Genomic DNA, 11,880 nt, shown 5'->3' with positions numbered 1-11,880 from the left:
TGCCCAGCCCATAATGCCCCTGATACACTCGGGCCAAAATTCGAGACCCCTTCCCTGATGCTTCTTGTTCGCGGTCTGACGACCTTGAGACGCTGTTGCGCTGCGCTCGTGCCCACGCCGGCCCCGATGTGGGCGGTGTTCCTGGCGCTGGTTCTGGCTCCGGTCGCGATTGCGACGGCGGCCGACCCCACTTCCGAGAAGGCCCTGCTGCTCGACCAGAACATCCAGGCGCTCAAGGACGAGGTGCTGCAGTTCAACCGCGACGCTCTCACCGCCGAAGAGAACTATCTGTATCCCGAGCATTCGCGTGTCGAGGTCTACGTGAGCGTGGAGACGCAGGCCCTGCTGCTGCAGCGCATCACGGTCTCGATCGACGGCGGCGAGCCGGTCAACTACACCTACAAGGATGCGGACGCGCGCTCGCTGGTCCGCAGCCGCGGCTTGCAGCGTCTGGGCCGCTTCAACGTCTCCAAGGGCGCGCACAAGATCAGCGCCGATTTCGTCGCCCAGTACGCCGACGCCAAGGAGGGCGAGCCGGTCATCGCGGATCGCATCGACGCGGTGTTCGACAAATCGCTGACCGCCACCACGCTCGAGCTCGTCGTCGGCAAGGCCCGTCGCGGTGGCAAGCCGGTGCTGCGCCTGCAGGAGTGGAGAGCGTCCCAGTGATGAACCTGCGTCGCAACCGCTTCGCGCTCGCGCTCGGCGCGTTCGTGCTCTCGGCCGGCAGCGCCCAGGCCGCAGCCAACTTCTACAAGGCCGGGGACGACAACGACCCCCGCATCCGCTCGGCGCGTTTCCTCGGCGAAGACAAGCGCCACATGTCGGCGTCGATCGAACTGCTGCGCGTGCAGGCCGAGGCCGGACAATCGAGCGACGTGCAGTTTCCGTGGCTGCTCGCCGACAACTACCTGTCGTTCGGCCTGCGCGAGCGCGCCGATGCGATCTACGAGACGCTCGCACAGGGCACTTCCGATCCGCTGCAGCTCGCGCGCGCCCAGCTCAAGGAAGCGCGCTTCGAGTACACGCGCGGCTATCTGCCCGAAGCGCGCGCGCGCCTGCTCAGGATTCGCGAAGGCCTGCCCAAGGAATTGCTGCTCGAATGGCAGGATTTGCTCGCCAAGGTGCTGCTCGAACAAGGCCGCAACGCCGACGCCGTCGAAGTGCTCACGGAGCCCAAGAACGGCAACGATCAGAGCGACTACACGCGCTACAACCTCGGCATCGGCCTGCTGCGTGAGAAGCGCGCGGAGCAAGGCCATACCGTGCTCGACCGCGTCGGCAAGCTCGACCCCAGCGATCGCGATACGCTCGCGCTCGCCGACAAGGCCAATCTGACGCTGGGCTGGGATTTTCTGCAGAACCAGCAGGCAGCCGCCGCCAAGCCGATCCTGCAGCGCGTGCGCGTCGAAGGCCCGTTTTCGAATCGCGCCTTGCTCGGCCTGGGCTGGGCGGAGCTGCTGCCCAACGGCGAGCGCGCCAAGCGCGGCGAACTCGAAGACGGCAGCTCGGACCAGAAGCGCGATCCGTTCGCCTCGTTCTCGACGCTCGGCGTGCTGCTGCGTCGCGGCCAGGTCGATGACGATTGGATGCGCAAGCGCCAGTTCACGCGCTCGCTCGGATCGAGCGACCAGGAGCAGGCGATGGATCGTGCACTGTCGGTCTGGCTGCTGCTGATCGACCGCGATCCGCAGGATCCGGCCGTGCAGGAGAGCTGGCTCGCCGTTCCGTACGCGCTCGACCAGGTCGGCGCCCACGAGCAGGCACGCAGCTACTACGAGCAGGCGATCGAGCGCCTCGAAGGCGCTCGCGAGCGCACCGACAAGGCGCTCGCCGCGATTCGCAGCAATCGCATGATCGACACCATCATCAAGCGCGAGGTGGACGCCGAATCGGGCTGGAACTGGGAGCTCAAGGATCTGCCCGACGCGCCCGAAACCTATTACCTGCAGACCCTGCTCGCCGAGCACCGCTTCGCCGAGGCGCTCAAGAATTACCGCGACGCGCGCCTGCTGCAGCGCAATCTCGAAGCCTGGGAAAAGCGCCTGACGGACGTCGAGAAAGGCTATTCCACGGGTGCCGGCCGCGGCACCATCGACCCCGGCATCCTATTCTCGCGCGCCAAGGAAAACCGCAGCGAGCTGCGCAGCAGCGTGAGCATCAAGCTCGCCACCGAGATCAACCTCGCCGAGCCGGGCCGCTACGACAAGCAGTTCGCCGCGCCGCCGCTGCGCACGCCCGAACTCAAGCTCGCCAATCCGCCCGAGCCGCAACTGTTCCGCGGCACCTTCGAACAGGTCGGTGACCTGCGCAAGCGCCTCGATTCGCTCAAGCCCGCGCTGATCAAGATGGGGGACGAGCAGGGCCGCCTGCTGCAGCAGATGGCGAGCACCGAACTGTCGGCGCAGAAGACGCTGATCGAGAAGTATCTGGTGGAAGCGCGCTTCGCGCTGGCCCGTCTCTACGACCGTCCGCTGGGCAACGTCGACGAACCCGACGAGTACGAGATCAAGAAATGATGCGCCTCCGACCGTTGCTGTCCGTTTCGGCACATCCCTTGATCGGCGCGGCGAGCGCCGCGCTGCTGCTGTCGGCCTGCGGCGGCACGCCCGCCGTGGTCAAGGACGCGGCTCCGTCGATCCGCGAGACGATCAAGAAGGAGCAGCCGGCCGCGCAGAAGCTGCAGATCCAGCGCAGCGATCCGGTCGCGCCCGATCCCGACAAGGCCATCGCCAACTACAAGAAGCTGCTCGAACTCGCACCCGACGATGCGACGCGCGCCGAGGCGATGCGCCGCATGGCCGACCTGCAGGTGCAGACCGACGATCTCAAGGGCGGCGGCGAAGACAGCGCGGCCCAGCTCGCCAAGTCGATGGGCACCTACGAGCAGCTGCTCAAGGAACGCCCGGGCGATCCGAACAACGATCGCGTGCTCTACCAGCTCGCGCGTGCCCAGCAGAACAGCGGAGACACCGACGGCGCGATCAAGACGCTGGCCAAGCTCAACAGCGAGTTCCCGCAGTCCAAGCTCGGCGGCGACGCGCATTTCCGTCGCGCGGAATTGCTGTTCGTGCGCGAGCGCTTCACCGAGGCCGAGGGCGAATACCGCATCGTGATGGATCTGCGCGAGGCGACGCCGTTCTACGAACCCGCGCAGTACAAGTACGGCTGGTCGCTGTACCGCCAGGCCAAGTACGACGCCGCGATCGGCAACTTCTTCGAAGTGCTCGATCGCGAGCTGCCGCCGGGCGAACTCAAGGACAGCGAAGCCGCCGTCGCGGCCGCGAAGAAAGGCAAGAGCGACCTCGTCAAGGATTCGCTGCGCGTGGTCTCGCTGTCGCTGGCCGCCCAGGGTGGCGGCGTGGCGGCCAACGAATATTTCCAGAAGCACGGCGACGCGCGCTTCTTTCCGCTGGTCTACGACGCGCTCGGCAAGCTGCTGCTCGAACGCGAGCGCTACACCGACGGAGCCGAAGCCTTCGCCGCGTTCACGCAGCGCTATCCGACGCATGCGCTCGCGCCGGTGTTCCAGTCGCAGGTCATCACCGCGTATGAGCAAGGCGGCTTCCGCGACCTCGTGATCCGCGAGAAGGAACGCTACGCCACCGTCTACGATCCGCAGGCCGCCTACTGGAGCGGCCGTCCGGCCACCGAGGCGGTGCTGACCGAACTGCGCAAGCACATGGAGGATCTGGCCCGCCACTATCACGCGCTCGCTCAGTCCGACAAGACCAAGCACCAGGGCGATTTCCTCGTCGCGGCCAAGTGGTACCAGCGCATTCTCGAGGTCTTCCCGACCGATCCGAAGGCGCCCGAGATCAACATGCTGTTCGCCGACGCGCTGCTCGACGGCGGCAAGACGCAGCAGGCGGCCGAGCAGTACGCGCGCACAGCCTACGACTACAAGCCGCACCCGAAGACCGCCGACGCCGCGCTGGCCTCGTTCCAGGCCTACGAGAAATACGCCAAGGAAGTGCCGGCCGCCCAGCGTCCGGCCGCGCTGCGGCTGGCGGTCGATTCGGGCGTCAAGCTCGCCGATCGCTTCGAGTACCACCCCGAGAAGCTCAAGGTGCTCACGCAGGCGGCCGAGGACTTGTACGAGCTCAAGGCGCTCGACGAAGCCATCAGCGTCGCCCAGCGCGTGCTAACGAACAAGCCGAGCGCCACCGCGGATCTACAGCGCATCGCCTACAGCGTGATCGGCGATTCGCAGTTCGCGCAGAAGCGTTATCCGGAAGCCGAAGCGGCCTTCGCCTCCGAACTCAAGCTCACCGCGGCGAATGCACCGCAGCGCCGCGAAGTGTCGGACCAGCTCGCGGCCTCGATCTACAAGCAGGGCGAAGAAGCGCGCGCGGCCGGCAACCTGCGCGGCGCCGTCGGCCACTTCCTGCGCCTCGGCGAAGTGGTGCCGGATGCCGGCATCCGCCCGAACGCCGAGTACGACGCGGCCTCGAGCCTCGTCGACATGGAAGACTGGCCCACGGCCGCCAAGACGCTCGAGAATTTCCGCACGCGCTTCCCGAGCAACAACCTGATCCCGGACGTCGACAAGAAGCTCGCGATGTCCTACCAGAAGGACAACAAGCCGGCGCAGGCCGCGGGCGCGTACGCGCGCATCGCCCAGCGCCAGACCGAGTCCCCGCAGGTGCGCCAGGAAGCGGCCTGGCTCACGGCCACGCTTTACGACGAGGCCAAGCTGCCGGCCCAGTCGGGGCCTGCGTACCAGTCCTACGTCGGGGCCTTCCCTCGCCCGCTCGATCGTTCGATGCAGGCGCGCAACCGCCTCGTCGAAATCGCTCGCGACGGCCGCAACAGCGAGCAGGAACTGTTCTGGTTGCGCGAGATCGTCAACGCCGACGCGGCCGCCGGTGGGGAACGCACGGATGCGACGCGCGCCCTGGCCGCCAAGTCCAGCCTCGAGATCGGCCGCCTCAGCGCGGCCCAGGCCAGGACGCTGCGGATCACGCTGCCGATCGAGAAGTCGCTGCCGGCCAAGCAGCGGGCGGTCGAAGCGGCGATCCAGTCGTTCAATCGCGCCGGTACCTATGGCTTCGCCGACGTCACCACCGCCGCGACCTACGAGCTCGGCGTGCTGCAGCTGGATTTCGCCAAGTCGCTGAACGATTCCGAGCGGCCGCGCAACCTGTCGGGCCTGGAGCTCGAGCAGTACAACCTGCTGCTCGAAGAGCAGGCCTTCCCGTTCGAGGAAAAAGCCATCGAGGCCCACGAATCCAACCTGCGCCGCATTCCGCAGGGCATCTACGACGAATGGGTCGCCAAGAGCTACAAGGCGCTGGCCCAGATCGCGCCGGGCAAGTACGCCAAGCGCGAACAGGGCGAGGAGATTTATGAAACCCTGCGCTAAGACCATGACGGTCGCGAGCCGGCTGCTGACAGCCGCCCTGATGCTGACGCTGGCCGCCTGCGGCGGCAGTGTCGGCACGCGTCCGTCCAGCAAGCCGGCGCGGCCGGCCGCCGAAACGCCTGCGGACAAGGCCGCAGCCGAGGCCGAGAAAACGGCCGCCGACCAGGCTGCCGCCGAAAAAGGCAATCCGGAGGACCGCTTCAAGGCCTCGCTGGAACTCATGCGCACGAAGAAGACCGCCGAAGCCGAAGCGGCCTTCCTGAAGCTTGCGCAGGATTTCCCGGATTTCACAGGCCCGCAGATGAACCTCGGCATCCTTTACGCGAAGTCCAACCGCCTGCAGATCGCGACTTCGGCCTTCAACAAGGCGGCGACGAGCAACCCGCAGAATGCGGCCGCGTTCAACTGGCTCGGCATCGTCTACCGCGAGAGCGGCAACTATCCGATGGCCCAGCAAGCCTACGAGAAGGCCTTGGCGGTCAAGCCGAACTACCCGGCCGTGCACCTGAACCTCGGCATCCTGCTCGACGAGTACATGAAGCGCCCGGCCGACGCGATCCCACACTATCGCCAGTATCTGCAGCAGTACGGCAAGGAAGACCTGCGCGTGCTGGCCTGGATCGCCGAGATCGAGGCCGCGCAGAAAGCTGCCGCGCCCGCCGCTCCGGCTCCGGCCGCCACCAGCGGAGGCGCCGCCAAGTGAGCATCCGAATCCGCCTCCTGATTCCGGCCTTGCTGTTGGCGCTGTGCGACCCCGCCCACGCGCAGAACGAGAAACCCGCCGTCAACACCGCGCAGCCCGAAGCGCCGGCCGTCGATACCGCCAAAGCCGCGCCCAAGCCAGGCAGCGACGGCACCACCATCATCGGCGACCGCGAATCGCCGATCGGCCTCTACATCACCCCCTGGCGCAATGCGGCGGCCGAAGTTGACATCGATCGCCCCGCTCGTCTGCTGAGCCTCGACCTCGAGCCGGTCGACAAGCGTGTCTTTTCGCGCCAAGTCGAGTATTACGAGGCGCTCACGGCGGCGCAGCGTGCCAAAAACCCGGCGCCCGCCGCAGCGGCGCCGTCTTCCTCTTCACCGTAGTCCTGTCATTCAAAGACCCGCATAGGAGCGAGCTTCATGGAGCTTTTCAACCACGTCATCCGTTTTTTCCAGGCTGGCGGTGCATTCATGTATCCGATCGCGCTGGTGCTGGCGCTGGCGCTGGCCGTGGGCGTGGAGCGGGTGATCTTTCTGGGTCGCACCGAGCGTGAGAATCGCAGCCTCTGGGCGAAGATCGCCCCGCTGCTCAAGGCCGGCGATCTGAACGAGGCCGAGCGCCTGGCCAGCGAGTCCGATACCGCCGTCGGCAAGCTGCTGACCACCGGCTTCGCCCAGGCCCGCGTCGACAACCGCCGCTCCGAAGTCGAGATCGCCACCGAGGAAGGCCTCATGGAAGTGCTGCCCGCCATCGAGCGCCGCACGCACTACCTCGGCACCTTCTCGAACATGTCGACCCTGCTCGGCCTGCTCGGCACCGTGCTCGGCCTGATCGGCGCCTTCGCCGCACTCGGCAATGCCGATCCGGCCGAAAAGGCCGATCTGCTCTCGGCCGGCATCTCGGAGGCCATGAACTGCACGGCCTTCGGCCTGATGGTCGCGATTCCGTCGCTGCTCGCCCACGCCTGGCTCAACAGCCGCACCACCGAGCTCATCGACACGCTCGAGTCGGTCTGCTCGCGTTTCGTCTCCGCCGTCTGCAAGCGCCGCTGAGTTCGTCATGACGACTCCGGTCCTTCTCGAGGAAGAAGACCAGGCGCCCCGCAAGGCCCGGCGCACGCGCCGGCTCGAGCGGCACTTGAAGCGCGGCAGCAACGAGGAGCTCAACATCGTTTCGATGATCGACGTCTTCGCGGTGCTGGTGTTCTTCCTGCTCGTGAGCTCGTCGATCGCGGCCGCGCGACTGAACGTGCTGTCGCTGAACCTGCCGTCGAACGATCAGGCCACGCCGCCCGAGAAGCTGCCGCTGCAGCTGACGGTGAGCCTGATTCCGGGTGCGATCGTGGTGTCGGACCGCAACGGCGCCATTCGCAGGCTCGACAACACGCCGGCCGGCTACAACATCCAGGCGCTCTCCGAAGTGCTCGTCGAGACCAAGAAGGCGGCGCCGTCGGAGAACTCGCTGACGCTGCTGGTGGCGCCGGACGTGCCCTACGACGACGTCGTGAAGGTCATGGACGCCGCACGCCTGACGCCGGCCGAGGCGCGCAACCTGGGCCTGCCGCGCGAGCTCTATCCGCTGATCTCGCTCGGCGACGCGCAGGGCACCACGCCGGTTTCGGGAGGCTCTGCGCCATGAGTTCCAGACGCAGAGACCGTCGCACCGAACGTGCGGTCCGCCGCAAGGGCCAGACGGTGGTCATCAACATCGTCTCGCTGATCGACATCTTCGCGATGCTGGTCTTCTACCTGCTCGTCAACGCGCTGGTGGTCGAGGTGATTCCGAGCCCGCGCTCGCTGACCTTGCCCGAGTCGGTGATCAAGGATCAGCCGCGCCTGTCGGTCACCATCGTCGTGACGCCCGACAATATCCTGGTCGACAACCAGCCGGTGATGCCGACGGCGCAGGCGCTGGCCGCCGACGTCAAGCTGCTCGCCCCGCTCAAGTCCGCCCTGCTGCTCGCCCCGCTCATGCAGGTCGAAGGCGATGCCCAGAATCGCCTGACCCGCGGCGAAGTGAACATCGTCGCCGACAAGTCCATCCCTTATCGCCTGTTGAAGAAAGTGATGGCCACCTGCACCGACACGCGATTCGCCCGCATCTCTCTTGCCGTCGTCGAGAAGAAAGGTTCGAGTCTCTGAGCCTCGCCAGCACCACGTAATCACGCCCTATGACTTCCGCCACCTTCCATAACCATCCCCTCGGGCTCGACTCCTGGGGCATCGTCGATGAGACCGATCGCCGGTTCCGCAAGGTGGCCGCCATCGCCGTAGGGCTGTTCCTGGTGCTCGCGATCGTCGTGCCGTTCCTCAAGCTCGCCGGCCTGCAGCGCGGCGGTGGCGATACGCTCGAACGCCGCTACGTGAGCCTGCTGCCCGAGGCCGAGGTCGCCGATCAGGTCGAGGAGCCCAAGCCAAGCGAAGACAATTCGCCCGAGCCGGCCGAGGAGCCCAAGCCGCAGGAAGCCAAGAAGCCCGAGCCGGCCAAGCCCAAGGCCGAACCCAAGCCCGAGCCGACGCGCGAACAGCAGGTCGAGAGCGCGCGTGAAAAAGCCGCCCAGACTGGTGTGATGGCGATGGCCGACCAGCTCAAGGCGCTGCGCGACAATTCGCTGCAGGGCCTCGATTCGGCGCGTCCGCTGTCCTCGGACGTGGTGACGGCCAAGGCCGGCACCGGCGCTTCGGGCGGCGCGGCCAGCGGCGGCGCGATCGCCGGCTCGGCTGCCGCGAGCTCGGGCGGTATTTCGGGCAGCGGCACTGGCGAAACGCGCCGCTCGCAGTCCGGCGCCGGCCTTGGCCAGCGCCGCACGACGACGGTCGAAAGCCCGATCGGCGCCGGCCCGGAACGCAGCAAGGCCGGGCAGAGCGGCGACAAGGCGCTCGCGGCGCGCACGCTCGAAGAAATCCAGCTGACCTTCGACCGCAACAAGTCGGCGTTCTACGCGCTCTACACGCGCGCCGTGCGCGACAACCCGAACCTGCGCGGCAAGGTGATCCTGAGCCTCACGATCGCTCCGAGCGGCGCCGTCACGGCCTGCAACATCGTCTCGTCCGAACTCGGCGATCCCGAGCTCGAGAACAAGATCGTCCAGCGCGTCATGCTGCTGAACTTCGGTGCCAAGAACGTCCCCGCGTTCACCTATCCGAACTATCCGATGACCTTCTTCCCGGCCTAGCGCCGGGAAGCGTCTCGATTCGATCCCCTCGCCCGGCGTATTGGGCCTGCGCATCGGCCCCCGTATCATGGGCGGCCGATCCCCTACTGATTTCGCTCTGATGATCATCAAACCCCGTATCCGTGGCTTCATGTGCGTGACCGCTCACCCGGCTGGCTGCGAAGCCAACGTGAAGCAGCAGATCGAGTACGTGCAGGCCCAGGGCGCGTTCGGCGCCGGCCCCAAGAAAGTGCTCGTGATCGGCGCCTCGACCGGCTACGGCCTCGCCGCCCGCATCACCGCGGCCTTCGGCTATGGCGCCGCGACGCTCGGCGTGTTCTTCGAGAAGCCCGGCGAGGAAGGCAAGACCGGCACCGCCGGCTGGTACAACTCGGCGGCCTTCCACAAGTTCGCCGAGGGCAAGGGCCTCTACGCCAAGAGCATCAACGGCGACGCCTTCTCCGACGAGATCAAGCAGAAGACCATCGAGGTCATCAAGCAGGATCTCGGGCAGGTCGATCTGGTCGTCTACAGCCTCGCCTCTCCGCGCCGCAAGCATCCGAAGACCGGCGAGGTCTTCAGCTCCACGCTCAAGCCGATCGGCCAGTCGCTCACGCAGCGCGGACTCGACACCGACAAGGTGATCATCAAGGAGATCACGCTCGAGCCGGCGACGCAGGAAGAGATCGACAACACCGTCGCGGTCATGGGCGGCGAAGACTGGCAGATGTGGATCGACGCGCTCGACGCCGCCGGCGTGCTCGCGCCGGGCGCCAAGACCACGGCCTTCACCTACCTCGGCGAGAAGGTCACGCGCGCGATCTACTGGAACGGCACCATCGGCGCCGCCAAGAAGGATCTCGACAAGAAGGTGCTCGACATTCGCGCCAAGCTCGGTGCCAGCGGCGGCGATGCGCGCGTCGCCGTGCTCAAGGCCGTCGTCACGCAAGCCAGCTCGGCGATTCCGGTGATGCCGCTGTATCTGGCGATGCTGTTCAAGATTATGAAGGCGAACGGCACCCACGAGGGCTGCATCGAACAGCTCGTCGAGCTCTACAAGGACAACCTCTACGGCGCCACGCCGCGCCTCGACGACGAAGGCCGCATCCGCACCGACTACAAGGAGCTCGAGCCGGCCGTGCAGGACGAGATCGAGAAGACCTGGAACCTCGTCGAGAACGACAACATCAACACGCTCACGGACTTCGCCTCGTATCGCCGGGAGTTCCTGCGCCTGTTCGGTTTCGACATCGCGGGCGTCGACTACGAGGCCGACGTCGATCCGGTCACGCCGATCGCGAACGTGGTCGGCTGAGCTGTCGAGCCGCAATGCAAAAGCCCGCGTCGATCGCGGGCTTTTTTACGACCTGGGATGGGCTTTGGAACCCAGGGCCGGCTCACCATGCACCCCGTCTTCGCCGTTGAGCCGCGCGACGACCACGGTGGCGCAGGAATCGCCGAAGACGTTCGCAGCCGTGCGGCACATGTCGAGAATGCGATCGACCGCGAGCACCAGGCCGACGCCTTCGAGCGGCAGGCCGATCGAGCCCAGGATCAACGCGATCGCGACGAGGCTCGCCGACGGAATCCCGGCCACGCCGACCGAGGTCAGCAAGGCCGCGAGCACGATGATGAACTGCGTCGGCAGAGCTAGCGGCAAGCCGTAGGCCTGCGCGATGAACATCGCGGCGGCGCACTCATAGAGCGCGGTGCCGTCGGTGTTGATGTTCGCCCCGATCGGCAGCACGAAACCGGTGATGCGCTGCGGCACACCGCCCTGCTTCTGCAGTCGATCGATCGTCACCGGCAGGCTCGCGGCCGAGGAGCTTGTCGAGAACGCCGTCAGCATCGCCGGCCCCATCGTGCGGAAATGCTTGATCGGCGAAACGCGCGCGACGAAGCGCAGCACCAGCGGCAAGGTCACGGTGACGTGGATCGCCAGCGCGCCGAGCACGGCGACGCAGAACCAGGCCAGCGGCTTGAACGCGCTCCAGCCGGTCTTGGCGATGATCGGCGCCACCAGGCCGAACACGCCGAGCGGAGCCAGGCGCATGATCAGGTTGGCGATGCCGATCATGATCTCGTAGAGGCCCTGCCAGAACTCGCGCTGCGTCTTGTGCAGGTCCTTGGGCAGTCGCGAGACGAAATAGCCGAACAGAAAGCCGAACAGCACGAGGCCGAGCATGTCGCCGGCCGCGGCTGCGGCGAACAGGTTCTCGGGGACCAGACGCAGCAGGACGTCGAGCAGATCGCCGGCGCCCTTGCCTTCGACCGAGGACATCACGTCGCCGACGTTCGAATCGAGCCCGAGCAGCGGGCCCGCCGGTTTGCCGCCGATGATGCCGGGCTGCAGCAGATTGACCATCAGCAGCCCGGTCAAAATCGCGACGAATCCGGTGCCGACGTAAAAGCCCAGCGTAACGAGACCGTAGCGACCGAGCGCCTGGGTCTGGGTGATCGTGCCGATGCCGGCGATCATCGCCGACAGCACCAGCGGCACCACGAGCAGCTTCAGCCCGTTGAGGAACAGTTTGCCGACGAAATCGCAGAAGGTGATGAAGCCTTCCACTTCACCGAGCCAGAAACCGGCCCCGGCCGCGAGGACCAGGGCGATGACGATCTGCCAGTGGAGGGCGGGCAGTCGCATCGAATCAT

The 11,880-nt window shown here is 66.6% G+C and carries 11 protein-coding genes; 10 read left to right on the top strand and 1 reads right to left on the bottom strand.

Annotated elements, in window-relative coordinates; all coding sequences use genetic code 11:
- Window positions 1-108: 108 nt before the first annotated feature.
- The 10 genes from AC3WUM_RS15730 (at window position 109) to fabV (ending at window position 10,540) form a co-directional block, all read left to right on the top strand.
- On the top strand, window positions 109-669 hold the full coding sequence (locus AC3WUM_RS15730; RefSeq protein WP_492411251.1) for a hypothetical protein: 561 nt from the start codon (window positions 109-111) through the stop codon (window positions 667-669).
- Window positions 669-2,519 (top strand): tetratricopeptide repeat protein, encoded by a 1,851-nt coding sequence (locus tag AC3WUM_RS15725; protein ID WP_492411250.1) that lies wholly within the window; start codon window positions 669-671, stop codon window positions 2,517-2,519. Before AC3WUM_RS15730 ends, AC3WUM_RS15725 begins: the two co-directional genes overlap by 1 nt.
- Window positions 2,516-5,365 carry a tetratricopeptide repeat protein gene (locus tag AC3WUM_RS15720; protein ID WP_492411249.1) on the top strand — a complete coding sequence of 950 codons (2,850 nt, stop codon included), beginning with the start codon at window positions 2,516-2,518 and terminating at the stop codon, window positions 5,363-5,365. Before AC3WUM_RS15725 ends, AC3WUM_RS15720 begins: the two co-directional genes overlap by 4 nt.
- On the top strand, window positions 5,349-6,068 hold the full coding sequence (locus tag AC3WUM_RS15715) for a tetratricopeptide repeat protein (protein WP_492411248.1): 720 nt from the start codon (window positions 5,349-5,351) through the stop codon (window positions 6,066-6,068). The genes AC3WUM_RS15720 and AC3WUM_RS15715 overlap by 17 nt, the downstream gene beginning before the upstream one ends.
- Window positions 6,065-6,454 (top strand): hypothetical protein, encoded by a 390-nt coding sequence (locus AC3WUM_RS15710; protein WP_492411247.1) that lies wholly within the window; start codon window positions 6,065-6,067, stop codon window positions 6,452-6,454. Before AC3WUM_RS15715 ends, AC3WUM_RS15710 begins: the two co-directional genes overlap by 4 nt.
- 36 nt (window positions 6,455-6,490) lie before the next feature.
- On the top strand, window positions 6,491-7,123 hold the full coding sequence (locus tag AC3WUM_RS15705; protein WP_492411246.1) for a MotA/TolQ/ExbB proton channel family protein: 633 nt from the start codon (window positions 6,491-6,493) through the stop codon (window positions 7,121-7,123).
- 7 nt (window positions 7,124-7,130) lie between these two features.
- Entirely contained in the window at window positions 7,131-7,709 is a 579-nt protein-coding gene (locus AC3WUM_RS15700) for an ExbD/TolR family protein (protein WP_492411245.1), read from the top strand.
- A complete protein-coding gene (locus AC3WUM_RS15695) occupies window positions 7,706-8,212 on the top strand; it encodes an ExbD/TolR family protein (RefSeq protein WP_492411244.1) in 507 nt (168 codons plus the stop codon). Before AC3WUM_RS15700 ends, AC3WUM_RS15695 begins: the two co-directional genes overlap by 4 nt.
- 29 nt (window positions 8,213-8,241) lie before the next feature.
- Entirely contained in the window at window positions 8,242-9,246 is a 1,005-nt protein-coding gene (locus AC3WUM_RS15690; protein WP_492411243.1) for an AgmX/PglI C-terminal domain-containing protein, read from the top strand.
- A 100-nt stretch (window positions 9,247-9,346) separates the two neighbouring features.
- On the top strand, window positions 9,347-10,540 hold the full coding sequence (gene fabV / locus AC3WUM_RS15685) for an enoyl-ACP reductase FabV (protein WP_492411242.1): 1,194 nt from the start codon (window positions 9,347-9,349) through the stop codon (window positions 10,538-10,540).
- 45 nt (window positions 10,541-10,585) lie between these two features.
- Here the strand turns inward: fabV and AC3WUM_RS15680 are convergent, their stop codons facing one another.
- Window positions 10,586-11,872 (bottom strand): dicarboxylate/amino acid:cation symporter, encoded by a 1,287-nt coding sequence (locus AC3WUM_RS15680; protein ID WP_492411241.1) that lies wholly within the window; start codon window positions 11,870-11,872, stop codon window positions 10,586-10,588.
- Window positions 11,873-11,880: the final 8 nt, after the last annotated feature.

The sequence above is a fragment of the Hydrocarboniphaga sp. FW305-C-57 genome, assembly GCF_058783045.1.
This window is presented reverse-complemented; position numbering and strand designations above follow the sequence as displayed.

Bases quoted from the DNA above. Each gene is read 5' to 3' on its own strand.
- AC3WUM_RS15720 (WP_492411249.1), top strand. From the start codon at position 2,516: ATGATGCGCCTCCGACCGTTGCTGTCCGTTTCGGCACATCCCTTGATC.
- AC3WUM_RS15700 (WP_492411245.1), top strand. From the start codon at position 7,131: ATGACGACTCCGGTCCTTCTCGAGGAAGAAGACCAGGCGCCCCGCAAG.
- AC3WUM_RS15715 (WP_492411248.1), top strand. From the start codon at position 5,349: ATGAAACCCTGCGCTAAGACCATGACGGTCGCGAGCCGGCTGCTGACA.
- AC3WUM_RS15680 (WP_492411241.1), bottom strand. From the start codon at position 11,872: ATGCGACTGCCCGCCCTCCACTGGCAGATCGTCATCGCCCTGGTCCTC.
- AC3WUM_RS15725 (WP_492411250.1), top strand. From the start codon at position 669: ATGAACCTGCGTCGCAACCGCTTCGCGCTCGCGCTCGGCGCGTTCGTG.
- AC3WUM_RS15705 (WP_492411246.1), top strand. From the start codon at position 6,491: ATGGAGCTTTTCAACCACGTCATCCGTTTTTTCCAGGCTGGCGGTGCA.
- AC3WUM_RS15695 (WP_492411244.1), top strand. From the start codon at position 7,706: ATGAGTTCCAGACGCAGAGACCGTCGCACCGAACGTGCGGTCCGCCGC.
- AC3WUM_RS15690 (WP_492411243.1), top strand. From the start codon at position 8,242: ATGACTTCCGCCACCTTCCATAACCATCCCCTCGGGCTCGACTCCTGG.
- fabV (WP_492411242.1), top strand. From the start codon at position 9,347: ATGATCATCAAACCCCGTATCCGTGGCTTCATGTGCGTGACCGCTCAC.